Origin of the sequence: Pseudomonas edaphica, from assembly GCF_965277385.1 — a bacterium.
Classification (GTDB): domain Bacteria; phylum Pseudomonadota; class Gammaproteobacteria; order Pseudomonadales; family Pseudomonadaceae; genus Aquipseudomonas; species Aquipseudomonas edaphica.
The window spans coordinates 2,139,560-2,163,176 of record NZ_OZ255725.1; the positions used below are offsets into that span (position 1 = coordinate 2,139,560).

Consider the following 23,617-nt stretch of genomic DNA (forward strand, 5'->3'; position numbering starts at 1 on the left):
ATTCTCAACGGTAGACGGTCAGCGCGAGCGCGCCGAACAAGCAAACGAACAGGCTCAGGCGCAGCAGCGCCGGGTGCCAGAAAAAACGGTAGAGGTCGAACCCGGCCAGGAAGCGGTCCAACGCCCAGGCCAACCCTGCGGCGATAAAAAACAACAGGGTCATGGTCGGCATGTACAGGCCATGGAAGGCGATTTCACGGGGCATGCGGGGCTCCTTTGAGAGCAGCCAATGGCGATTGCGGGTCTAGCAGCGAGGTGCGGATAAAGTGCAGGTAGCTTTTCACCCGGCGCAGCGCCGAGGTATCAAAATGCGGGGCGAAGGGTTCGTCGGTGGCCTGCACACGGCTGATCGCATGGTCGACAGCCACCAGTCCACGCTCCAGATTGTTCGCGCTCGGTTGCAAAAACAGCCGCACCAGCGAGCGCCCCATCACGCGGATCGCCTGACGCCACGGCTGGGATTGGGCATACGCCGGGTGCACCGGCAAAATCGCCTGTTCCTTGCGCAGTTCGATGATCGCGTGGCCGACCTCCAGCACCACGAACATCCAGCGCAGCAAATCACGCTGCACCTGCGGCTGGCCAACGGCGAGGCCGTAGGCCTGGTGCAGCAAATCGCGGGTGCGGCTTTCAAAACTCGAGGCCAGGCCCTTGAGCTTGCCGCTGATCGCATACACAACCTGCTCGCGCAGGTCCTGCTCCAAACGGCGCCACAACCAACGGCTGTTGGGCGGCAGAATGATCGCCCCCGCCGCCGCGCACACCAGCATGCCGATGATCATGGCGATGTAGTCGTTGATAAAGGTGTAGGGGTTGTAGACCGTGAGGTTGTCCGGCACCGAGCCGGTGCTGAAAAAGATCAACAGGCCTACCCCTACCCCGGCGTATTGCGGGCGTGAGGCCAGGAACGAGCCGAAGATGATCACCGGCGCGAGCATCACGCACAGCAGCGGGAAGCCGTCGATCCAGGGGAACACGAAGAACATTTCGACAAAGCCAACCAGTGCGCCGATCAAGGTGCCGCAGGCCATTTGAAAGGCCATGCGCTTGGGGTTGGGCGTAGCGGCGGACAGGCCGACGGTGGCGGCGGCAATCAGCGTCATGGTTGCGCCGCTGGGCCAGGCGGTGGCCACCCAGTAGCTGCCGAGCACAATGAGGATGAACGACGCACGAATACCCGAAGCCGCGCAGGCCAGCCAGTTGGTCTTGGGGATAAAGGTCTCGTTCCACTGCTCGCGCTCATGGCTGTGGTCGGCCAGGGAAGCGTGGGTCAGCGCGTAGTTGTGCAAGTCATCGACAAAGCGATAAAGCAGCTCGTAGGCGGTATGAAAATCCAGCTGTTCAGCTTCGCTTGGGTTGGCTTCCTGAAAGCTTGCACGCAGGGCACGCACCGTGGCGGGAAGCTCGTCTTTGTAGGCGCTGAGTTGGTTGACCAGCCGTTCGGCGTCGGGGCTGGTGAGCGCCCGACCGGAGAAGCCGTCGAGCACTTCGGCAAGGCCTTGCAGGCCGGGCTTGATCGCAGCCACCACATGATCAGCCGCGTGCGCACGTAACCGTTCGAGCAACTGGTGCAGGGCGTTGAAGCGCGTGGTGATGCTCATGAATTCGCTGTTGAGGCGGCTGAGTCGACCATTGCGCCGACGCATGTGCGGGTCTTCAAACACGGTGACGCTGCGCAGCCCTTCCAGGCCCACGGCTTCGGCGATAAAACGCACGTTGCTGGCCTCGAAACCTTCGCGCTGGCTGCGCCCACGCAGGCCGTCGGTGACGAACAGCGCGAACACACCAAAGCGCTGGTACAGGGCGTTGCGCATCGCCGCGCTGGAGGTTTGCGGCAGGATCGCGGCGCTGACCACGGTGGAGCATAAAATCCCCAGGGAAATTTCCAGCACGCGCCATACCGCTGCCATAAACGCGCCGTCCGGGTTTGTCAGCGCCGGCAAACCAACCATCGCCGCCGTATAGCCGGCCAGTACAAACCCGTAGGCGCGAAAGTTGCGATTACGCGTGGCGCCAGCGGTGCAGATGCCCACCCAGATCGCCAACGCGCCCAGGAACAATTCGGTGTTCTGCGCAAACAAGGCAATCAACAAGACCATCACCGCCGAGCCCGCCAAGGTGCCGAGGAAGCGATAGAAACTCTTGGCAAACACCTGGCCGCTCTGCGGTTGCATCACGATAAATACGGTGATCATCGCCGTGCGCGGTTGCGGCAACTCCAGGCGCATGGCCAGCCACAACGTCAGGAACGCAGCGATCAGCACCTTGAAGATATACACCCAGGTCACGCCGTCGCTGCGTGCCCAGTCGAAAAAACCACGGCGCCACTCAAGGGAGTGCAACCAGCGCAGCGGGGCAGGCAAGGGAGTCATTACAGTCTACTCAGTGATCAAACACGGCGAGCGCCGCCGGGGTTTTGCTCGGCAGTGTCTTGGCGTCCGGTGGTACGTCGTTACCGGCGCCGAGCCCGCCACCCAGGGCCGTGACCAGTTCGGCATGCGCACTCAGGCGCGCGGCCTGCACCTGTTGTTCGATCTGTTGCTGGCGAAACAACAAGGTCTGAGCGTTGAGCACATTGAGGTAATCGGTGAGGCCGCGCTGGTAGGCGATCATGGCGATGTCGTAGGTTTTCTGCGCCGAAGCCACCGACTGCGCGGCAAAGGTGGCTTGCTTGTCCATGGATTCGCGGCGGATCAACTGGTCGCTGATGCCCTTGAGCGCGTTGACCAGCGTCTGGTTGTACTTGGCCACGGCGATGTCATAACCGGCGCTGGCTTCGCCCAACTGCCCACGCAAACGACCGCCGTCGAAGATCGGCAGGCTGATCGCCGGGCCGACGGTGTAGTTGAATTTCTGCCCGCTGAGAAACCCCAGCATCGTGCCGCCGGTGGCCATATAGCCGAGGCTGCCGACCAGATCGACGTTGGGGTAGAAACCGGCGTGCGCCACATCAATACCGCGCGCCTGGGCGGCGACCTGCCAGCGACTGGCAACCACATCCGGGCGTTGGCCGAGCAATTGCGCGGGCAGGCTTGAGGGCAGCTTCAGCGGCGCGGCCAAGGACAAACTCGGGCGTTGCAGTTGCGCGCCTGCGCCTGGGCCTTTACCGGCCAATGCCGCGAGCTGGTTGCGGCTCAGGGCGATTTCTTCGTCGAGTGCGTCGAGCTGGCGATGGGTTTCGGGCAAGGGCGTTTCGGCCTGGCTCACATCGAAATGCGTGCCGATGCCGGCATTCAGGCGCTTATTGGCCAGGTCGAGGATCTGCTGTTGCTGGGCCAGGGTGGCGGCGACGATATCGCGGTTGGCGAAGTGCAACGACAGCTGGATATAGGCGCGCACCACATTGTTCTGCAATTCGAGCTGGGCCTGACGCGCTTCGGCAGCGCTCATATGCGCCAGGTCGACGGCGCGTTCGCTGGCATTGCTTTCGCGGCCCCACAGGTCGAGGGCGTAGCTCAGGCCCAGGGACGCGGTGTTGTCCCAGGTATTGGCACCGCTCAATTCGCCCGGCCCGTAGAACTGATCTTTCGGCCAGTTGTGGCGTTTGAGCGTGTTGTCACTGTTGATCTGCAACGACTCAGCCGACTCGGCGATCCCGGCCATGGCCCGCGCTTCCCGCACCCGCGCGGCGGCCATGGCCATGTTCGGGCTGTTTTGCGTGGCGAGGTCGACCCAGCGGTTGAGTTGCATGTCGCCATAGGCTTGCCACCATTGTGTGGTGGGCCAGTGGGCGTCCTGCGCGGCGCTCTGGATGGCGGCGTCGGTGGCCAGGGTATTGGCGTTGAAGGCTTGGCCTTGGGGGGCGATTCCTCCGGTTCCGATGCAGCCGCTGATTGCTAACGATAAGGCCAAAACACTGAGAGCCTTCAGCGCTCTGTTGATGAGAGCCTTCAGCTCTCTGCTGATGCGACGCGGCACGGCGAACGAATTCCTGAGGTGGTGAGGCGGGGAAGGTGGCGCAATTCTAGGGGGCGCCATGGGGAACGATAAGCTGGCATTCCTGTGAATCTTTGTTACCGTTCAGGCGATAATCCGTTGGTAGGGATCACTGGACGGCGTAACTTTCTGTCACAATTTGCTATCTCCCTTGAGAACACTCCATGGACACTTTGCAAAATATGCGCGCCTTCAGTTGCGTGGCCGAGGCCGGCAGCTTCACCGCCGCCGCCGTGCAACTGGACACCACCACCGCCAACGTTTCGCGCGCGGTCTCCAACCTTGAGGCCCATCTGCAAACCCGCTTGCTCAACCGCACCACTCGCCGCATCGCGCTGACCGAGGCCGGCAAGCGCTATTTGCTGCGTTGTGAGCAGATCCTGGCTTATGTCGAGGAAGCCGAGGCCGAAGCCAGCGACGCCCACGCACGCCCCGCCGGGCAGCTGAAAGTGCATACCATGACCGGTATCGGCCAGCATTTCGTGATTGACGCAATTGCCCGTTACCGTCGCACCCACCCCGACGTGACCTTCGACCTGACCCTGGCCAACCGCGTGCCGGACCTGCTCGACGAAGGTTACGACGTGTCCATCGTGTTGGCCAGTGAACTGCCGGATTCGGGTTTTGTGTCCCAGCGCCTGGGCATCACCTACAGCATCGCGTGTGCCTCGCCGGATTACGTCAAGGCCAAAGGTTGCGCACAGCGGCCCCAGGATTTGCTCAACCACGCCTGCCTGCGCCTGGTCAGCCCGGTGATCCAGCTGGACAAATGGACCTTCAACGGCCCCGAAGGCCAGGAAAGCGTGGCGATCAACACTTCGCCGTTCCTGGTCAACTCGGCTGATGCGATGAAAACCGCGATCACCAGCGGCATGGGCGTCGGCCTGCTTCCGGTGTATGCGGCTATTGAGGGTTTGCGTAACGGCACGCTGGTGCGGGTGATGCCCAACTACCGCTCGCAGGAGCTGAACCTGTATGCCATCTACCCCTCGCGCCAGTATCTGGATGCGAAGATCAAGACCTGGGTGGAATACCTTAGAGGGTCGTTGCCGGAGATTCTGGCGGCGCATCAGGCGGAGTTGGTGGCGTATGAGTTGAGTGGCAGCCTGGGCGGCACACGCCTGGCGAACTGATTTTGGAATACGGACCCACAAACACCATCCATTTACTGTGGGAGCTGGCTTGCCTGCGATAGCATCGCCTCGGTACTGCTGATACACCGAGGCGCCAGCATCGCAGGCAAGCCAGCTCCCACATTTTGAGCGGAGTTCTGCAATGAAAAAGACTGTCCTCGCCTTCAGCCGTGTCACCCCGCAAATGATCGAACGCCTGCAACAGGACTTCGAGGTCATCGCGCCAAACCCCAAGCTGGGTGACATTAATGCTCAATTCAATGAAGCCCTGCCCCACGCCCATGGCCTGATTGGCGTAGGCCGCAAGCTGGGGCGTGCGCAGCTGGAAGGCGCGAGCAAGCTGGAAGTGGTGTCCAGCGTGTCGGTGGGTTACGACAACTACGACGTGCCGTACTTCAACGAGCGCGGGATCATGCTCACCAACACCCCGGACGTACTCACCGAAAGCACCGCCGACCTGGCCTTCGCCCTGCTGATGAGCAGTGCGCGCCGTGTGGCCGAACTGGATGCCTGGACCAAGGCCGGCCAGTGGAAAGCCAGCGTTGGCGCGCCGCTGTTTGGCTGCGATGTACACGGCAAGACCCTCGGCATAGTGGGCATGGGCAATATCGGCGCAGCCGTGGCCCGGCGCGGGCGCCTGGGCTTCAATATGCCGATTCTGTACAGCGGCAACAGCCGCAAGACCCAGCTGGAGCAAGAGCTGGGCGCGCAGTTGCGCAGCCTGGACCAGTTGCTGGCCGAGGCGGATTTTGTCTGCCTGGTGGTGCCGTTGAGCGACAAGACCCGCCACTTGATCAGCACCCGCGAATTGGGGCTGATGAAGTCCAGTGCGATCCTGATCAATATTTCCCGTGGGCCGGTGGTGGATGAACCGGCGCTGATTGAGGCGCTGCAAACCCAGAAAATCCGTGGCGCCGGGCTGGATGTGTATGAGCAAGAGCCGCTGGCCGAATCGCCGCTGTTCCAACTGAGCAATGCGGTGACCCTGCCGCATATCGGCTCGGCCACCCATGAAACCCGTGAAGCCATGGCCAATCGCGCCCTGGACAACCTGCGCAGCGCCTTGCTGGGGCAACGTCCGCAGGATCTGGTCAACCCGCAAGTCTGGAAGGGCTGACGCCGATCTCATATGGGATGGGTTTTGTGTGGGAGCTGGCTTGCCTGCGATGGCATCACCTCAGTGCAACTGGTAGACCGAGGTGCCTGCATCGCAGGCAAGCCAGCTCCCACACAAGCCCAGCCCGACACAAAATCCGGTTAAAGCCTGGCTCCCCCAAGTCGATAACCTTCCATAGATCGTCATCCCTGATCCACAGAAGGTTTTTATGTCCACCACCAAAGCCCGCGCAGATTCACTCTCGCTTCTGCTCTTTACCTTGCGCAGCGGCAAGCTGATGGCCATCAACCTGCTCAAAGTCAGTGAAATCATCCCCTGCCCGCCGCTGACCAAGCTGCCGGAGTCGCACCCGCACGTTAAAGGCATCGCCACCCTGCGCGGTGCCTCGCTGTCGGTGATCGACCTGAGCCGCGCCCTCGGTGAGATGCCGCTGCAAGATCCGAACGGCGGCTGCCTGATCGTCACCGATGTCAGCCGTTCCAAGCAGGGCCTGCATGTGCAGGCGGTGAGCAAGATTGTGCATTGCCTGACCACCGACATCCGCCCGCCGCCCTATGGCTCCGGCGGCAATCGCTCGTTTATCACCGGCGTGACTCAGGTCGAAGGCGGCCTGGTGCAGGTGCTGGATATCGAAAAGGTCATCCACGGCATTGCCCCGGCCCCCGTTGAAGCGGCGCCGACCGACTTGACCATGGAAGAAGCCGAAGTGCTCGGCAACGCGCGAATCCTGGTGGTGGACGACAGCCAGGTGGCTCTGCAGCAATCGGTACACACCCTGCGCAACCTCGGCCTGACGTGCCACACCGCGCGCAGTGCCAAGGAAGCCATTGATGTGCTGCTGGAGCTGCAAGGCACGGTCGAGCAGATCAACGTGGTGGTGTCGGACATCGAGATGTCCGAAATGGACGGTTACGCCCTCACCCGCACCCTGCGCGAAACCCCGGACTTCCAGGAGCTTTACGTGCTGCTGCACACCTCCCTGGACAGCGCGATGAACAGCGAGAAGGCCCGCCTGGCCGGTGCCGACGCGGTGCTCACCAAGTTCTCGTCGCCCGAGCTGACCAAATGCCTGGTGGTTGCCGCGCAAACTGTGGCGCAAAAAGGCCTGTAAGCGGTGGCGGAGTATTTCCAACTGCTGCGCCGCGACCTTACTACCAGCCTGCCAGCACCGCAGTGGCCGGCCAATACCCGGCTGGATCATTACCGCGATGAGCTGGCCCCGGCCATCCACGCCGTATTGCGCATGACCCAGGAACAGGGCGGCGGCCGTGTCCCCAGTCTGGCAGAATGGCGCCGGCAGTTCGTCACCGACGCCGAGTTCGACCCCACGCTATGCCTGGTGGCCAGTAACGCAGACGGCATTCTTGGCGTGGCTCAGTGCTGGACCAGCGCGTTTATCAAGAACCTCTCGATCCATCCGTGCGCCCAAGGCCAGGGGCTGGGGCGTGCCTTGTTGCTGCATACCTTCCATGTGTTCAAGCAACGCGGCGAGCCCTATGTGGACCTGAAGGTGCTGGAAACCAACCAACGCGCCCGGCAGTTGTATGAAAGTGCCGGCATGGTGTTTGTGCTGCGCGACCAGCTACCCGAGGATTGACCGGCACTGGCGCATAACTTGCTTCCACTGAGTCTGAACAGTGAATAGAGGCAAAAACCCGTCACCGTTCAAGAGTGCCCTCTGACCTTGCCTGGTGACAGATCCTCCATGAATACTCACTTTTCCTGCGTGGGTTGCGGCAAATGCTGCAGCGACCATCACGTTCCCCTGACCCTCGAAGAAGCCCGCAGTTGGGCGGCTGACGGTGGTAACGTCATCGTGCTGGTGGAGGGCTTTCTTGGCACCGGCCTGGGCTTGCCGGTGCAACAACGCGAGCATGCCGAACGCCGTTCAGTGGTAGTGCCGAGCGGCAATACCGAGGCGTTTGTGGCAATCACCTTTGCCGCCTACAACGCCGGGCGTTGCCGCAATCTTGACGAAGACAACCGTTGTGGCATCTATGAGCGTCGCCCACTGGTGTGTCGCATCTACCCGATGGAAATCAACCCGCATATCCCATTGAACCCCGCCGCCAAGGATTGCCCGCCAGAATCCTGGGAACAGGGGCCGGCGCTGATCGTCGGCGGTGAGTTGATGGATGCAGAACTGGCTGAGCTGATCCGCCGCTCACGCCAGGCCGACCGTGACGATGTGCAGACCAAGGAGGCCGTGTGCGCCTTGCTGGGTATTCGTACCACGGCGCTCAAGGGCGATGGGTTTACCGCGTATTTGCCGGATATGGCTGCCTTTGCGCAGGCGATTGAGTTGGCGATTGAGCAACCATCGGTGGCTAATGAGTGGGTGTTTCACGTCTCCGGCATGGACATCGCCGAGCAGGTGCTGGATGCGGGGGCGCAGATTGCCACTGAGGTGCCGGCCAACTATGCGTTTATCTCGTTGAGGGCGGCTTAGGCTCGATGCGGCCAGTGTGGATGTGGGAGCTGGCTTGCCTGCGATGCGGGCAACTCGGCACACCAGGTACACCGAAGTGATGCCATCGCAGGCAAGCCAGCTCCCACAGTTGAACGGGTAGGCCCGCCTGTTGGCCATGGCTTGCAAAACACGGGGCCTGCTCACGTGCCGCAATTAATTGGCCATCATTGAGTGGAGGGCGGCTCATCCAAGTGATAAGGCGCCAGAATCCGCTGGTATTCACCGTTGTGCATCAGTTGCTCAAGCGCGTGATTGAGGTCGTTGCGCAAAGTGGAGTCAAACTTGCGCACAGCAATGGCAATGCCATTGCCTAAGAGTTCACCGGACAAGGGCGGCCCCATGAAGTCGAAATCCTGGCCAACCGGGGTGTCGAGCAGTGCACTGCGAATTTCCACAGTGCCTTGCAGCGTCGCATCAATCTTGCCGGCTACCAGACTGCGGGCCAGTTCGTCATTGAGCCAGAAACTTTTGATGATGACGCCCGCCGGTGCCCACTGCGACCGCGCAAAGGCTTCGCGATTGCTGCCCAGCAGCACACCGACACGCTTACCCTTGAGCGAGCGTGCGTCGGGTAACAGGCCGGACGCCTTACGGGCCACCAAACGCGTGGTAAAAGGGTAGAGATTATCGGTGAACCCTACCCACCGCCGCCGCCCCGAGGTGGCGGCAATGCCCATGATCGCATCGAACTGCCGGGCTTCGAGGGCCGGGAAGTCTTCGACAAACACCTGGTCGACCCAGGTGCAGCGCACATTCAACTGTGTACACAGGGCATTGCCCAAGTCGATGTTCAAGCCCACCAATTGACCTTGCGGGCTACGACTCTGAAAGGGCGGAAACTGCGCGGCAACAGCGAAGCGGATTTCGCGCCGGGGTTGATCATCGTCGGCCACGGCGTCGATCGACAGCAAAAGGGCAAGTGCTGCACACAGGGGTATCAGAGCCACGGGAAACATCCTTTTCCAGAAAGACCAGCCTTGGCCACCCGCCCGATCTGAACGGTCGGGATGGAATCAAGGCTGTGCAAGCTTTCTAGAAACGGTCGCGGGTCTTCAATCGGAAATGTCAGCAGGTGTTGTAGTCCGCACCTGATAAAACGCTGGTCGTTCTATTCTCAGCGTTTACCCATCGAGCGGCGAGTGCCCGGCGGCGCCATGCCTGGCGACTTGGTGTGGCCGTTCTTGGCGCCATTCTTGTACCAAGGCTGGGCGGCGTTTTTGGCCCCAGCCAGTTCACCCGGCTTGAACGGAAACTTGAACGCCGGGATCTCGGCTTTTTCAACGCTTTGAGCGTCGGCCGGATCGACGAGGTCGGCCGCGTCAACAGGGGGTTGTGTCGGGGAAGGCATAAGGGCTCCGGCGCTGCTTATAGGTGTAAAAGTAAGAGTATAGCGGGGCCGGAGCTGCGAGCGGTAAGCTTCAAGCGGCAAGTTAAGAGCGTTAGCTGTCATGGCTGTCAGTTAGCCGTCACGATACTGACCGGGTCACAGGACTATAAAGCAGTGATCCAGACTTTAACTTGCAGCTTGCAACTTTAAACTTGCAACTGCGCCTACGGCGTCCTCCCATGCACATTCAACGAAAAACCGCCCTGATCGTGGCTGCCCTGGTGGTCGTGGCAGTTGCAGCCTGGGCCTTCAACCGACCGGCGAAAACCAAACTGGCGGTGTCCACCGCTATCCCGGTGCGAGTGGTGAGCGTCACACAGCAGGACATTCCTCTATTTGTCAGCGGTATCGGCTCGGTGCTGTCGCTGCACAGCGTGGTGATCCGCCCGCAAATCGACGGCATCCTCACCAAGCTGCTGGTCAAGGAGGGCCAATTGGTCAAGGCCGGTGACCTGCTGGCGACCATCGATGACCGCTCGATCCGCGCGAGCCTTGATCAGGCCAAGGCGCAGTTGGGCGAAAGCCAGGCGCAGTTGCAAGTGGCGTTGGTGAACCTCAAGCGCTACAAAGAGCTGAGCGTCGACGACGGCGTATCCAAGCAGACCTATGACCAACAGCAAGCCCTGGTCAACCAGCTCAAGGCCACGGCGCAAGGTAATCAGGCCGCCATTGATTCGGCCCTGGTACAGCTTTCCTACACCCAGATTCGCTCGCCGGTGACTGGCCGTGTCGGCATTCGCACCGTGGATGAAGGCAACTTCCTGCGCATGAGTGATACTCAAGGCTTGTTCTCTGTGACGCAAATCGACCCGATCGCCGTGGAGTTCTCGTTGCCGCAACAAATGTTGCCGACCCTGCAAGGCTTGATCGCCGCGCCCACCCAAGCCAGCGTCGATGCCTACATGGGCGCCGACACCGACGGCCAGACCGGCGACCTGCTCGGCGAAGGCCACCTGAGCCTGATCGACAACCAGATCAGCTCCACCACCGGCACCCTGCGCGCCAAGGCTGAATTCAACAACGCTTCGCAGCGTCTGTGGCCGGGGCAACTGGTGACTATCAAGATCCAGACCGCCCTCGACAAGAACGCGCTGGTGGTGCCACCGACCGTGGTGCAACGTGGGCTCGACGCGCATTTTGTGTACCGCGTCAACGGTGACAAGGTTGAGGTTGTGCCGGTGCAGGTGGCGTATCAGGACAGCGACGTGACCATCATCAAGGGCGTGCAAGCCGGTGATGTGCTGGTCAGCGACGGCCAGTCGCGGCTCAAGGCCGGTGCGCAAATCGAGGTGCTCAAAGAGCCACCACAAGTGATCCAGACCGCCCAGACCAAGGTGCAACCATGAGCGGCAGCCGTTCCCCGTCCGCCTGGTGCGTCGACCATCCGGTTGCCACCCTGTTGCTGACCTTTGCGCTGGTGTTGCTGGGGCTGATTGCCTTCCCGCGCCTGGCTGTGGCGCCGCTGCCGGAAGCGGAGTTCCCGACCATCCAGGTCACCGCCACCTTGCCCGGCGCCAGCCCGGACACCATGGCCTCATCCGTGGCCACGCCCTTGGAGGTGCAATTCAGCGCCATCCCTGGCATGACCCAGATGACCTCCAGCAGCGCCTTGGGTTCAAGCCTGCTGACCCTGCAATTCACCCTGAACAAAAGCATCGACACCGCCGCGCAGGAAGTGCAGGCGGCGATCAACACCGCCTCCGGCAAGCTGCCCAGCGACATGCCGAGCCTGCCGACCTGGAAGAAGGTCAACCCGGCCGACAGCCCGGTGCTGATCCTCAGCGTCAGCTCCGACAGCATGCCCAGCACCGAGCTGAGCGACTATGTAGAAACCTTGCTGGCGCGGCAGATCAGCCAGATTGACGGCGTTGGCCAGATCAATATCACCGGGCAGCAACGCCCGGCGATTCGCGTACAGGCTTCACCGGACAAACTCGCGGCCATCGGCCTGACCCTCGCCGATGTGCGCCTGGCCATCCAGCAGTCCAGCCTGAACCTGGCCAAAGGTGCGATTTACGGCAAGAACAGCGTGTCGACGCTATCGACCAACGACCAGCTGTTTCACCCCGAGGAATACGGCCAACTGATCGTCTCCTACAAGAACGGCGCGCCGGTGCAGCTGCGTGATGTCGCCAAAGTCATCAACGGTTCGGAAAACGCCTACGTACAGGCCTGGTCCGGTGACACGCCCGGGGTCAACCTGGTGATTTCGCGCCAGCCCGGCGCCAACATTGTCGAGACCGTGGACCGCATTCAAGCCGAACTGCCGCGCCTGGAAGGCATGCTGCCCGCCTCGGTGCAGGTCAGCGTGTTGACCGACCGCACCAAGACCATCCGCGCGTCCTTGCATGAAGTAGAAGTGACCCTGCTGATCGCCATCCTGCTGGTGGTGGCGGTGATGGCGCTGTTCCTGCGCCAATTGTCGGCGACGCTGATTGTGTCCAGCGTACTCGGCGTGTCGCTGATCGCCAGTTTCGCGCTGATGTATGTGCTGGGCTTCAGCTTGAATAACCTGACGCTGGTGGCGATCGTGATCGCCGTGGGCTTTGTGGTCGACGATGCCATCGTGGTGGTGGAGAACATTCACCGTCACCTGGAGGCGGGCCTGGATAAACGCGAGGCGGCAATCAAGGGCTCGGGCGAGATCGGCTTTACCGTGGTGTCCATCAGCTTCTCGCTGGTGGCGGCGTTTATTCCGCTGTTGTTCATGGGCGGTGTGGTCGGGCGGCTGTTCAAGGAGTTTGCGCTGACGGCCACCTCGACCATCCTGATTTCGGTGGTGGTTTCGCTGACTTTGGCGCCGACCCTGGCCGCGCTGTTCATGCGCGCGCCGACTCATCATGCCCATGACAAACCGGGCTTCAGCGAGCGCCTGCTCGCCAGCTACGCACGCAACCTGCGCCGTGCGCTGGCGCATCAACGCAGCATGGCAGCGATCTTTATGCTGACCCTCGCGTTGGCCGTGGTCGGCTACGTGTTTATCCCCAAGGGTTTCTTCCCGGTGCAGGACACCGGCTTTGTACTCGGCACCAGCGAAGCGGCGGCCGACGTGTCGTACCCGGACATGGTCGCCAAGCACAAGGCGCTGGCCGAGATCGTCAAGGACGACCCGGCAGTGGCCGCGTTTTCCCACTCGGTGGGCGTGACCGGCAGCAACCAGACCATCGCCAACGGCCGTTTCTGGATCGCCTTGAAGGACCGCGGTGATCGCGATGTATCCGCCAGCCAGTTCATTGACCGCATCCGCCCCAAACTGGCCAAGGTGCCGGGCATCGTCTTGTACCTGCGCGCCGGCCAGGACATCAACTTGAGTTCCGGCCCAAGCCGCGCCCAGTATCAATATGTGCTCAAGAGCAACGACGGCGCGACGCTCAATACCTGGACCCAACGCCTCACCGAAAAACTACGCGCCAACCCGGCCTTTCGCGACCTGTCCAACGACTTGCAACTGGGCGGCAGCATCACTCACATAAGCATCGACCGCCAGGCGGCGGCGCGCTTTGGCCTCACCGCTACCGATGTCGACCAGGCGCTGTATGACGCGTTCGGCCAGCGCCAGATCAACGAGTTCCAGACCGAGATCAACCAGTACCAGGTGGTGCTGGAACTCGACACTCAACAGCGCGGCAAGGCCGAAAGCCTGAACTACTTTTACCTGCGCTCACCGTTGACCAACGAGATGGTGCCGCTGTCGGCACTGGCCAAGGTCGACCCACCCAGCGTGGGGCCGTTGTCCATCAGCCATGACGGCATGTTCCCGGCCGCCAACCTGTCGTTCAACCTGGCACCCGGCGTGGCATTGGGTGATGCGGTGATCATGCTCAACCAGGCCAAAAACGAAATCGGCATGCCGACCACCCTGATCGGCACCTTCCAGGGTGCGGCCCAGGCGTTCCAAAGCTCTTTGGCCAGCCAACCGTGGCTGATCCTGGCGGCGCTGGTGGCGGTCTATATTATTTTGGGCGTGCTGTATGAGAGCTTCGTGCACCCGCTGACGATCATCTCCACCTTGCCCTCGGCGGGCTTGGGCGCGTTGATCATGCTGTGGTTGCTGGGCCAGGACTTTTCGATCATGGCCTTGATCGGGCTGGTGCTGCTGATCGGTATCGTCAAGAAAAACGGCATCCTGATGATCGACTTTGCCCTGGAGGCCCAGCGCGTGCGCGGGCTGCCACCTGAGGAGGCGATTTATGAAGCCTGCGTCACCCGGTTCCGGCCGATCATCATGACCACCCTCGCCGCCCTGCTCGGCGCCGTGCCGTTGATGCTGGGCTCCGGGCCAGGCGCCGAACTGCGCCAGCCGCTGGGGATCGCGGTGGTCGGCGGCCTGTTGGTGAGCCAGGCGCTGACGCTGTTCACCACACCGGTCATATACTTGTACCTTGAGAAGTTTTTCCACAGGCCCAAACCAGCGCTGGCGCTGGCGACCACACACTAAAGGCGGGGTCATGCGCGTCCTGATTATTGAAGATGAAGAGAAAACTGCGGACTACCTGCACCGCGGCCTGACGGAGCAAGGCTACACCGTCGATGTGGCGCGCGAAGGCATCGAGGGCTTGCACCTGGCGCTGGAGAACGATTACGCGGTGATAGTACTCGACGTGATGCTGCCCGGCCTCGACGGCTTTGGTGTGTTGCGCGCACTGCGGGCACGCAAGCAGACGCCGGTGATCATGCTCACCGCTCGCGAGCGTGTGGAAGACCGCATCCGTGGCTTGCGTGAAGGCGCCGATGATTATTTGGGCAAACCGTTTTCGTTCCTCGAACTGGTGGCGCGCCTGCAAGCGCTGACCCGCCGCAGTGGCGGGCATGAGCCGGTGCAAGTCACCGTGGCCGACCTGTGGATCGACCTGATCAGCCGCAAGGCCAGCCGCAACGGCCTGCGCCTGGACCTGACCGCCAAAGAGTTCTCGCTGCTCAGCGTATTGGCACGGCGCCAGGGTGAAATCCTGTCCAAGACCGCGATTGCGGAAATGGTCTGGGACATCAATTTCGACAGCGACGCCAATGTGGTGGAAGTGGCGATCAAGCGTCTGCGCGCCAAGCTCGACGGGCCGTTCGAACACAAGTTGCTGCACACCATTCGTGGCATGGGGTATGTGCTGGAGAGCAGAAGTGTCGGCTAACTCCATCGCCCTGCGCCTGAGTGGCATGTTCACGTTGGTGGCGCTGCTGATCTTCGTGTTGATCGGCGGCGCGCTGTACCAGCAAGTGGATCGCGGCCTGGGCTTGTTGCCGGGCGCCGAACTGGATGCGCGCTACAGCGTGCTGGAATCCTCGGTGAACCGCTTCGGCACACCGGACCACTGGGCAAAAATCACCGCCAAGTTGAAGTTGCTCGGCGAAGAAGACCCGCGCATTCGCTTCTGGGTGGTGAGCAGCGACCCGAGCTACGAATACGGCAACCCCGACGCGCAGATCCGCGCATTCGCCCAAGGGCCGACCGGCAAACGCGACTTGCGCCTGCCTGGGCATGAATACCCGTTCAAGGTGTTGCTCAGCCAGTTCGCGGCCAAGGATCAACGCCCGCCGCTGCGCTTTATGATCGCCATCGACACCGAGAACTTCCGCGCCACTCAGCACCATCTGTTGATGGCCTTGATCGGCCTGGCCTGTGTCGGTGTGGCACTGGCGGCACTGTTGGGCTTTTGGGTCTCGCGTATCGGCCTCAAGCCGCTGGGCAAACTTTCGGATGAAGCGCAAAAACTCGCACCGCCCAAACTCTCCGGGCGCCTGCAGTTGTCGCCCTTGCCGCCGGAGCTGAGCCAGTTCGTCAACTCATTCAACTCCACCCTGGATCGGGTGGAACAGGCGTATTCGCGCCTGGAGTCGTTCAATGCCGATGTGGCCCACGAACTGCGCTCGCCGCTGACCAACCTGATCGGCCAGACCCAAGTGGCGCTCACCCGTGGTCGTTCGGCCGAGCATTACTTCGAGGTGCTGCAATCGAACCTCGAAGAGCTGGAACGCCTGCGCTCGATCATCAATGACATGCTGTTCCTGGCCAGCGCCGACCAGGGCAGCAAGGCCACCAAACTGATCGAAAGCTCCCTGGCCGATGAAGTCGCCACCACCCTCGACTACCTGGACTTCATCCTCGAGGACGCCCAAGTCAAAGTGCGCGTACACGGAGATGCCTTGGTGCACATCGAAAAAGCCCACCTGCGCCGCGCGCTGATCAACCTGCTGAGCAATGCGGTGCAGCACACTGCGCCGGGGCAGATCATCGAAGTGAGCATTGAGGTGCAGGAGCAGTGGGTGGCGATCGGGGTGACCAACCCCGGCGATGAGATCGCCCGTGAGCATTTGCCGCGCTTGTTTGAACGCTTCTACCGGGTGGACGCGTCGCGCAGTAACAGCGGCGCAAATCATGGGCTGGGGCTGGCGATCGTCAAAGCGATTGCATTGATGCACGGCGGTGATGTGTTTGTGCGCAGTGAGGGCGGTGGCAATACTTTTGGCATTACCTTGCCGGTCTGACTCACCAGAACACATCGATCCAGTGTGGGCCAGCTCCCACACAAGCCAGATCCCACTTAGCCAGCTTCCCCACTGGATCTCAAGGGTCTGACTGTTGCGGTTTGGGCAACAGTCATTATCTTGTTACACTCTATATCGCACCGCTCACCTGCGTTACTTTGACGCACCGATGAGCGCGACGGCAAGGCAGCTTCCCGCTCACCCGAATTTCCCTCGACTTATTTCCAGGGCTCTACACTGGGAATCTGTTTAAAGCCGCTGACTTCAGCGGCTTTTTTTTGCCGTAAAAAAAGGCCAGGCACACCCCCACGACATTGGCCGTTTTCGATTGACCAAAGGAGCTAAACCGGTGAAGAACTCGCTGACGTTCACCCCGTTATTCCTCGCGATTGCAGCAACGATCGTCCCCCTTGCCCACGCGGCAGACTCGACCCCCGCTGACGGTTTCGTCGAAGGCTCAAGCCTGAAGATCAACACCCGCAACTACTACATGAACCGCGACCGCCGCGACACTCACACCGATGACAGCAAAGAATGGGGCCAGGGTTTCATCGGCACATTCGAATCCGGCTACACCCAAGGCACCGTCGGCTTTGGCCTGGACCTCAATGCCATGCTCGGCCTCAAGCTCGACGGCGGCGGTGGCACTGACGGTTCCAGCATCCTCCCTTACGGCAGCGGCAACGGCAAAGCGCCTGGCTCGTTCTCCACCGCCGGTGGCACCTTGAAAATGCGCGCCTTCGACACCGAACTCAAAGCCGGCGACCTGTTCCTCAACAACCCGGTGATCGCCGGCGGCATGACCCGCATGTTGCCGCAGACGTTCCGGGGTGTGAGCCTGGCCAACCACAGCTTCGATGGCTGGATGTTCGAAGGTGGCCAGGCCAGCTTTACCAAACTCTACAACCAGAGCGGCCACCGACGCATCGGCACCAGCTACGGCACCCTGCCCGCCAACGCCGACAGCCAGCACCTGAACTGGGCCGGTGTGTCCTTCAGCGGCGTCCCGGGCCTGACCAGCAACCTGTACGCCTCCGAACTCAAGGATGTATGGCACCAGTACTACTACGACCTGGACTACACCTACGCGCTGAACGATCTTGTCAGCCTCAACCCAGGCCTGCACTACTACCACACCCAGGACACCGGCCAGTCGTTGCTCGGCAGCATCGACAACAACACCTACAGCCTGCATTTCACCGTAGGTGTTGGTCACCACAGCGTCACCGCCGCGTACCAGCGGGTCAACGGCAACACGCCGTTCGACTACATCACCCAGGGCGACAGCGTGTACCTGGACAATTCCCAGCAATACTCGGACTTCAACGGCCCCAACGAGCGCTCGTGGAAGCTCAAGTACGCCTACGACTTTGCAGGCCTCGGCATGCCCGGGCTGACGTCCGCCGTGTCGTATATCAGCGGCAAGACCGACCTGACCAAGGTCGACCCCAACAGCCGCGGCTACAGCGCCTGGTACAGCGCCGACGGCAAAGACGCCAAGCACTGGGAACGCGACATCGACGTGAAGTACGTGGTGCAAGGCGGCAAAGCCAAGGACCTGGCCGTGCGCCTGCAATGGGCAACCAATCGCGGTGGCAATGGCTACTCGGCGGTGGACCGGGATGTGGATGAATATCGCGTGATTGTGGATTACCCGATCAACGTGTTTTAGGCATAAATCTGCCAGACGATGAATAGCTGATGTGGGAGCTGGCTTGTGTGGGAGCTGGCTTGCCTGCGATAGCATCGCTGCGGTGTTATAGATGTACCGAGGTGTCTGCATCGCAGGCAAGCCAGCTCCCACCAAACCTGCGTTTGCCTACTACGCTATTGGCATCCTCGAAGCAGAAGTACGCCCGATGAGCCCAAGTCTCAACCGACCCACCCGTCGCCCGGAACGCTTGTTGATTCTGGGCAGTTGCCTGACGGTCTTTGTGATCGTGGCGATCGTCACCGCGCTGCTGATTCGCGAACATGCCAACACCTTGCAGACCGCCAAGCGCACCGCCAATAACATCACCCAACTGATCGACGCCGATGTGCTGCGTAACGTCGAACTCTATGACATGGCCCTCAAGGGCCTGATCGCCGCCACCGAACGCAGCGACCTGCAGGGTGTGTCCGCCAGTATCCGCCATCTGGTGCTGTTCGATCGCTCTGCCGCTGCACCCTTCAAGGGCGACATTCTGCTGCTGGACCCCAGTGGTGAAGTGATCGCCGACTCCTCGCTGCTCACCCCCAAGATCGGTAACTTCGCTGATCGCGACTATTTTCAGGCACACCGCAGAAACCCCGACCTGGGGCTGTATATCAGCCGCCCATTCCTGGCCCGTTGCGTGTGTGATGACCAGTGGCGCATCGCATTCAGCCGCCGCGTGTCATCGCCGGACGGGCGCTTCCTGGGCGTGGCGGTGGCCTCGATGCGCCTGTCGTACTTCCAACAGTTGTTCAGCGGCCTGAACATCGGAAGCAACGGCACCATCAACCTGATCAACCACCAAGGCATCCTGCTGGCGCAACAACCGCTGCTGGAAGTGGACATGATCGACAAGGACTTGAGCCAGCGCCCCAATGTCGCGCGCATGCTGCGTGAACGCGATGGCAGCTTTCGGGGCGTCTCCAGCGTCGACAACCAGCCACGGCTCTATAGTTTCTCGAATGTGGGCAGCTTGCCCTTAATTGTCGCGGTGGCGTTGTCCAGCGATGAAATCTTTGCCCCATGGCGGCGTGCCGCGTGGCTGGTCAGCATGGCCACGGGCGTGTTGTGCATCGGCCTGTTGTGGCTGACCTGGATGCTGAGCAAGGAACTGCGTCGCCGTCATCGTGCCGAACAAGTGCTGTCAGAACTGGCAGCCACCGACGCCCTCACCGGCCTTGCCAACCGCCGTACCCTGGACCAGCGCCTGCGCCTGGAATGGGACCGCGCACAACGCTCAACCGAGCCGCTGAGCCTGCTGATGATCGACGTGGATCACTTCAAGGCCTTCAACGACCTGCATGGCCATCACGGCGGCGATGAGGCATTGCGCGCGGTTGCCCAAGTGATCGAAGACAACATCCGCCGCCCGGCTGACCTGGCAGCGCGCTACGGTGGCGAAGAGTTTGCAGTGGTGCTGCCCCATACCGACGCCAAGGGTGCCTGGTTGATTGCCGAACATATCCGCAGCAGCGTCGAGCATTTGCCACGGGTGGCCGGTGCCGACGGGCCTATTACAGTGAGTATCGGCATGAGCACCTGGCAAAAGCGCAGCCGCATGGCACTTGAGGACTTGCTGCTCAATGCTGATCAGGCGCTGTATGAGGCCAAGCACACCGGGCGCAACCGCATTGTGGAGGCTGCGGCCCGCTAGGTGATCGTTCCCACGCTCCGCGTGGGAATGCCTCTTCTGACGCTCTGCGTCAGGCTTCGGGACGCGGAGCGTCCAGGGCTGCATTCCCACGCGGAGCGTGGGAACGATCGGCATAAAAAAAGGCCACCCGAAGGTGGCCTTTCAAAACTAAAGAAAGAGAGTTGTTACTTACACCGCCGCAACGGGACGCATGTAAGAGATCGGTGCGGTGCTGGCATCTTCGAAGGTCACGACTTCCCAAGCGTCTGTCTGCTCAATCAACTTGCGCAGCAGCTGGTTGTTAAGGGCGTGGCCCGACTTGAAGCCTTTGAACTCGCCTATCAGGCTATTGCCCAGCAGGTAGAGGTCACCGATTGCATCGAGGATCTTGTGCTTCACGAATTCGTCTTCATAGCGAAGGCCGTCTTCGTTCAGTACACCATCCGCGTCGACCACAATGGCGTTTTCAACGCTGCCGCCGAGTGCGAGGTTGTGCTTGCGCAGGTACTCGATGTCACTCATGAAACCAAAGGTACGGGCGCGGCTGACTTCTTTTACGAACGAAGTGCTGGAAAAATCCACGCTTGCACTTTGGGTGCGGTCACGGAATACCGGGTGATCGAAATCGATCTCAAAGCTCACTTTAAAGCCTTCGAACGGGACGAAGGTGGCGCGCTTGTCGCCGTCTTCTACTGTCACTTCCCGCAGAATGCGAATGAACTTCTTGGCTGCGTCCTGTTCTTCCAGGCCGGCAGATTGAATCAAGAATACGAAGGGTCCAGCGCTGCCATCCATGATGGGGACTTCGGACGCGGAGAGCTCGACGTAGGCGTTATCGATGCCCAGGCCAGCCATGGCCGAGAGCAAGTGCTCCACCGTGTCCACTTTGACGTCACCGTTGACCAACGTGGTCGACATCGTGGTTTCGCCAACATTTTCCGCGCGAGCAGGAATCTGCACCACAGGGTCCAGGTCGGCACGAACAAACACGATGCCGGTGTCGACAGGTGCGGGCTTGAGGGTCAGGTATACCTTCTCCCCGGAGTGCAGACCTACACCTGTGGCACGGATAATATTCTTCAGGGTGCGTTGTTTAATCATGGCTTGGACCGCTTCAGCGCAAATTGCGAACTGGTATCAACAAAGGCTGGCGATAATAACAGACCAGACCTTTGCTGAACACCAATCACCTTCATAGCCCTGATACATTCCATTAATCGGCCTGACGACGCAGGAATGCCGGGATGTCCAGGTAGTCCAGGTCATCTTGCGGATTCGGGCTACGGGACGCCGCAGCACCGGCCTGAGCCTGGTTGCGCATCACGGTCGGACGGTCCAGGTCACGATAGTTCACAGACGGCAGTTCCTGGCGCGCAGGCGCTGGAGCGGCAGCTTGCTGGCTGGCGTGGCTGTTGTGGCCGGTGTGAACGGTATTGTCGATGACCTTTACAGGCTTCTCGATTTTTGCGCCCAGGCCGGTGGCAACCACGGTCACGTGCAGTTCGTCGCGCATGTCCGGGTCGATAACGGTACCGACTTTGACCATCGCGTGCTCGGAAGCGAAGGCTTCGATGATGCTACCCACGTCGGAGTACTCACCCAGGGACAGGTCAGGACCGGCGGTGATGTTCACCAGGATGCCGCGTGCACCTTGCAGGTTCACGTCTTCGAGCAACGGGTTGCGGATCGCCGCTTCAGTGGCTTCGCGTGCACGGTTCGGACCGCTGGCGCAGCCAGTGCCCATCATCGCCATGCCCATTTCGCTCATCACGGTACGCACGTCGGCAAAGTCGACGTTGATCATGCCTGGGCGCTTGATGATGTCGGAGATACCGCGAACGGCCCCGGCCAGTACATCGTCAGCCTTGGCAAATGCGGACAGCAGGCTTGCGTCCTTGCCCAGGATGGTCAGCAGCTTCTCGTTGGGGATGGTGATCAACGAGTCGACGCTTTCAGACAGCAGACGGATACCTTCGTCAGCGATCTGCATACGCTTGCGACCTTCGAACGGGAACGGACGCGTCACGACAGCAACGGTCAGAATCCCCATTTCCTTGGCCACTTCGGCAATGATCGGAGCAGCACCGGTACCGGTACCGCCGCCCATGCCGGTGGTGATGAACACCATGTTGGTGCCTTGCAGCACTTCAGCAATACGCTCGCGGTCTTCCAGCGCGGCTTGACGGCCGACTTCCGGGTTGGCGCCAGCGCCGAGGCCCTTGGTCACGGCTGTGCCCAATTGCAGGATGGTCCGCGCGCCGATGCTTTTCAGCGCCTGGGCATCAGTGTTGGCGCAGATGAATTCAACGCCTTCAATGTTGCTCTTGACCATGTGATTGACAGCGTTGCCGCCGCCACCGCCAACACCGATTACTTTGATAACCGGGCTTGCGGGGATGTTGTCTACGAGTTCGAACATGTTCCCTCTCCTTTCGTTTTCTCTAGTTTTTTCGCCTACTACTTACTGCGGTGTTGCGGTAAATCTTTAGAAATTGCCTTTTACCCAAGCCTGCAACCGCTCGAACAACGGCGCTTTGGCTTCATCGTCGCCGCCACGGTAGCTGTCACGGATGCTCGGGCCCGACAGGGAAATGCCGTCGGTCTGCTTTTGCAGCCCGTACAACAGCAAGCCCACGCCGGTGGAATAAATCGGGTTGCGCACCACGTCGCCCAGGCCTTTGACGCCATGGGGCACGCCCAGGCGCACTGGCATATGGAAGATTTCCTCGGCCAGTTCGACCGCGCCTTCCATCTTCGAGGTGCCACCGGTCAGCACGATGCCGGCCGGGATCAAATCTTCGTAGCCGCTGCGGCGCAGTTCAGCCTGGATCAGGGTGAACAGCTCGTCGTAGCGTGGTTCGACCACTTCGGCCAGGGCCTGGCGCGACAGTTCGCGCGGTGGACGGTCGCCCACGCTCGGCACCTTGATGGTTTCACCGGCACCGGCCAGTTTGGCCAGGGCGCAGGCGTAGCGGATCTTGATTTCTTCGGCGTACTGGGTCGGTGTACGCAACGCCATGGCGATGTCGTTGGTGACCTGGTCGCCCGCAATCGGGATCACGGCGGTGTGACGGATCGCACCTTCGGTGAAGATCGCGATGTCGGTGGTGCCACCGCCGATGTCGACCAGGCACACGCCCAGCTCTTTTTCGTCGTCGGTGAGTACTGAGTAGGCCGAGGCCAACTGCTCAAGAATGATGTCGTCGATTTCCAGGCCGCAGCGGCGCACGCATTTTTCAATGTTCTGTGCGGCGTTGACGGCACAGGTCACCACGTGAACCTTGGCTTCCAGGCGCACGCCCGACATGCCCAGCGGCTCACGTACGCCTTCCTGGTTATCGATCACGTAGTCCTGCGGCAAGGTGTGCAGCACGCGCTGGTCAGCCGGGATCGCCACGGCCTGGGCGGCGTCGAGTACGCGTTCAAGGTCGGCAGAGCTGACTTCACGATCACGGATCGCCACGATGCCGTGGGAATTCAGGCTACGGATATGGTTGCCGGCCACGCCGACGAACGCCGAGTGAATCCGGCAACCGGCCATCAGCTGCGCTTCTTCAATGGCGCGCTGGATCGACTGCACGGTGGACTCGATGTTCACCACCACGCCCTTCTTCAGGCCCCGGGACGGATGCGTGCCGATACCGACGATTTCGATCACACCGTCTTCCCCGACCTCGCCGACCAGCGCCACCACCTTGGAGGTGCCGATATCGAGACCGACGATCATTTTTCCGCTTTGCACGTTTGCCATGGGTCCTGCCTCTT

Annotated in this window: 19 protein-coding genes; 11 read left to right on the forward strand and 8 right to left on the reverse strand. The window is 61.1% G+C overall.

The features are described from left to right. Positions 1-4 precede the first annotated feature (4 nt). Genes ACQY47_RS09670 through ACQY47_RS09680 form a run of 3 tightly spaced genes read right to left on the reverse strand, consistent with a single transcriptional unit; the run spans position 5 to position 3,918 of the window. A complete protein-coding gene (locus ACQY47_RS09670) occupies positions 5-205 on the reverse strand; it encodes a DUF1656 domain-containing protein (RefSeq protein WP_017138164.1) in 201 nt (66 codons plus the stop codon). After that, complete coding sequence (locus tag ACQY47_RS09675; protein ID WP_428557016.1) at positions 195-2,372, reverse strand: FUSC family protein; 2,178 nt, start codon at positions 2,370-2,372, stop codon at positions 195-197. The genes ACQY47_RS09670 and ACQY47_RS09675 overlap by 11 nt, the downstream gene beginning before the upstream one ends. Before the next feature lie 10 nt (positions 2,373-2,382). Further along, entirely contained in the window at positions 2,383-3,918 is a 1,536-nt protein-coding gene (locus ACQY47_RS09680) for an efflux transporter outer membrane subunit (protein ID WP_428557017.1), read from the reverse strand. Positions 3,919-4,100: 182 nt separating this feature from the next. On the opposite strand from ACQY47_RS09680, the gene ACQY47_RS09685 reads away from it, so the two are divergent. From ACQY47_RS09685 to ACQY47_RS09705, 5 genes are all read left to right on the forward strand, one after another. Beyond that, complete coding sequence (locus ACQY47_RS09685; RefSeq protein WP_017138167.1) at positions 4,101-5,069, forward strand: LysR family transcriptional regulator; 969 nt, start codon at positions 4,101-4,103, stop codon at positions 5,067-5,069. A 142-nt stretch (positions 5,070-5,211) separates the two neighbouring features. Continuing rightward, complete coding sequence (locus tag ACQY47_RS09690) at positions 5,212-6,186, forward strand: 2-hydroxyacid dehydrogenase (RefSeq protein ID WP_017138168.1); 975 nt, start codon at positions 5,212-5,214, stop codon at positions 6,184-6,186. A gap of 208 nt (positions 6,187-6,394) precedes the next feature. Next, positions 6,395-7,297, forward strand: coding sequence for a chemotaxis protein CheV (locus ACQY47_RS09695; protein WP_017138169.1), 903 nt, complete (start codon positions 6,395-6,397; stop codon positions 7,295-7,297). Positions 7,298-7,300: 3 nt separating this feature from the next. Then, positions 7,301-7,783 (forward strand): GNAT family N-acetyltransferase, encoded by a 483-nt coding sequence (locus tag ACQY47_RS09700; RefSeq protein ID WP_428557018.1) that lies wholly within the window; start codon positions 7,301-7,303, stop codon positions 7,781-7,783. Between the two features lie 108 nt (positions 7,784-7,891). Continuing rightward, entirely contained in the window at positions 7,892-8,635 is a 744-nt protein-coding gene (locus tag ACQY47_RS09705; RefSeq protein ID WP_017138171.1) for a YkgJ family cysteine cluster protein, read from the forward strand. A 185-nt stretch (positions 8,636-8,820) separates the two neighbouring features. Here the strand turns inward: ACQY47_RS09705 and ACQY47_RS09710 are convergent, their stop codons facing one another. Both ACQY47_RS09710 and ACQY47_RS09715 read right to left on the reverse strand, forming a co-directional pair. Beyond that, positions 8,821-9,603, reverse strand: coding sequence for a transporter substrate-binding domain-containing protein (locus ACQY47_RS09710; RefSeq protein ID WP_177033637.1), 783 nt, complete (start codon positions 9,601-9,603; stop codon positions 8,821-8,823). Between the two features lie 167 nt (positions 9,604-9,770). Further along, on the reverse strand, positions 9,771-10,004 hold the full coding sequence (locus ACQY47_RS09715) for a hypothetical protein (protein ID WP_428557019.1): 234 nt from the start codon (positions 10,002-10,004) through the stop codon (positions 9,771-9,773). A 218-nt stretch (positions 10,005-10,222) separates the two neighbouring features. Here ACQY47_RS09715 and ACQY47_RS09720 point away from each other — a divergent pair, with 218 nt between their 5' ends. The 6 genes from ACQY47_RS09720 to ACQY47_RS09745 all read left to right on the forward strand — a co-directional run bounded on the left by ACQY47_RS09720 (position 10,223) and on the right by ACQY47_RS09745 (position 19,873). Then, on the forward strand, positions 10,223-11,389 hold the full coding sequence (locus ACQY47_RS09720; protein WP_428557020.1) for an efflux RND transporter periplasmic adaptor subunit: 1,167 nt from the start codon (positions 10,223-10,225) through the stop codon (positions 11,387-11,389). After that, complete coding sequence (locus ACQY47_RS09725; protein WP_428557021.1) at positions 11,386-14,481, forward strand: multidrug efflux RND transporter permease subunit; 3,096 nt, start codon at positions 11,386-11,388, stop codon at positions 14,479-14,481. The genes ACQY47_RS09720 and ACQY47_RS09725 overlap by 4 nt, the downstream gene beginning before the upstream one ends. A gap of 10 nt (positions 14,482-14,491) precedes the next feature. Continuing rightward, entirely contained in the window at positions 14,492-15,169 is a 678-nt protein-coding gene (locus ACQY47_RS09730; protein ID WP_236460321.1) for a heavy metal response regulator transcription factor, read from the forward strand. Beyond that, on the forward strand, positions 15,159-16,523 hold the full coding sequence (locus ACQY47_RS09735) for a heavy metal sensor histidine kinase (RefSeq protein ID WP_099548413.1): 1,365 nt from the start codon (positions 15,159-15,161) through the stop codon (positions 16,521-16,523). Before ACQY47_RS09730 ends, ACQY47_RS09735 begins: the two co-directional genes overlap by 11 nt. A gap of 349 nt (positions 16,524-16,872) precedes the next feature. Beyond that, complete coding sequence (locus ACQY47_RS09740; protein WP_186616761.1) at positions 16,873-18,195, forward strand: OprD family porin; 1,323 nt, start codon at positions 16,873-16,875, stop codon at positions 18,193-18,195. Between the two features lie 187 nt (positions 18,196-18,382). Next, positions 18,383-19,873 (forward strand): diguanylate cyclase, encoded by a 1,491-nt coding sequence (locus ACQY47_RS09745; RefSeq protein WP_428557352.1) that lies wholly within the window; start codon positions 18,383-18,385, stop codon positions 19,871-19,873. Between the two features lie 168 nt (positions 19,874-20,041). Here the strand turns inward: ACQY47_RS09745 and lpxC are convergent, their stop codons facing one another. From lpxC to ftsA, 3 genes are all read right to left on the reverse strand, one after another. Continuing rightward, positions 20,042-20,953, reverse strand: coding sequence for a UDP-3-O-acyl-N-acetylglucosamine deacetylase (lpxC, locus tag ACQY47_RS09750; protein ID WP_003171886.1), 912 nt, complete (start codon positions 20,951-20,953; stop codon positions 20,042-20,044). A 112-nt stretch (positions 20,954-21,065) separates the two neighbouring features. Then, the gene (gene ftsZ, locus ACQY47_RS09755) at positions 21,066-22,271 is read right to left on the reverse strand and encodes a cell division protein FtsZ (RefSeq protein ID WP_017138180.1); all 1,206 of its coding nucleotides are present in this window, start codon (positions 22,269-22,271) and stop codon (positions 21,066-21,068) included. A 66-nt stretch (positions 22,272-22,337) separates the two neighbouring features. Beyond that, positions 22,338-23,603 carry a cell division protein FtsA gene (gene ftsA, locus ACQY47_RS09760; RefSeq protein WP_017138181.1) on the reverse strand — a complete coding sequence of 422 codons (1,266 nt, stop codon included), beginning with the start codon at positions 23,601-23,603 and terminating at the stop codon, positions 22,338-22,340. Between the last annotated feature and the right edge of the window lie 14 nt (positions 23,604-23,617).

Bases quoted from the DNA above. Each gene is read 5' to 3' on its own strand.
- ACQY47_RS09690 (WP_017138168.1), top strand. From the start codon at position 5,212: ATGAAAAAGACTGTCCTCGCCTTCAGCCGTGTCACCCCGCAAATGATC.
- ACQY47_RS09730 (WP_236460321.1), top strand. From the start codon at position 14,492: ATGCGCGTCCTGATTATTGAAGATGAAGAGAAAACTGCGGACTACCTG.
- ACQY47_RS09695 (WP_017138169.1), top strand. From the start codon at position 6,395: ATGTCCACCACCAAAGCCCGCGCAGATTCACTCTCGCTTCTGCTCTTT.
- lpxC (WP_003171886.1), bottom strand. From the start codon at position 20,953: ATGATTAAACAACGCACCCTGAAGAATATTATCCGTGCCACAGGTGTA.
- ACQY47_RS09720 (WP_428557020.1), top strand. From the start codon at position 10,223: ATGCACATTCAACGAAAAACCGCCCTGATCGTGGCTGCCCTGGTGGTC.
- ACQY47_RS09685 (WP_017138167.1), top strand. From the start codon at position 4,101: ATGGACACTTTGCAAAATATGCGCGCCTTCAGTTGCGTGGCCGAGGCC.
- ftsA (WP_017138181.1), bottom strand. From the start codon at position 23,603: ATGGCAAACGTGCAAAGCGGAAAAATGATCGTCGGTCTCGATATCGGC.
- ACQY47_RS09725 (WP_428557021.1), top strand. From the start codon at position 11,386: ATGAGCGGCAGCCGTTCCCCGTCCGCCTGGTGCGTCGACCATCCGGTT.
- ACQY47_RS09745 (WP_428557352.1), top strand. From the start codon at position 18,383: ATGAGCCCAAGTCTCAACCGACCCACCCGTCGCCCGGAACGCTTGTTG.
- ACQY47_RS09705 (WP_017138171.1), top strand. From the start codon at position 7,892: ATGAATACTCACTTTTCCTGCGTGGGTTGCGGCAAATGCTGCAGCGAC.
- ACQY47_RS09675 (WP_428557016.1), bottom strand. From the start codon at position 2,372: ATGACTCCCTTGCCTGCCCCGCTGCGCTGGTTGCACTCCCTTGAGTGG.
- ACQY47_RS09670 (WP_017138164.1), bottom strand. From the start codon at position 205: ATGCCCCGTGAAATCGCCTTCCATGGCCTGTACATGCCGACCATGACC.
- ACQY47_RS09715 (WP_428557019.1), bottom strand. From the start codon at position 10,004: ATGCCTTCCCCGACACAACCCCCTGTTGACGCGGCCGACCTCGTCGAT.
- ftsZ (WP_017138180.1), bottom strand. From the start codon at position 22,271: ATGTTCGAACTCGTAGACAACATCCCCGCAAGCCCGGTTATCAAAGTA.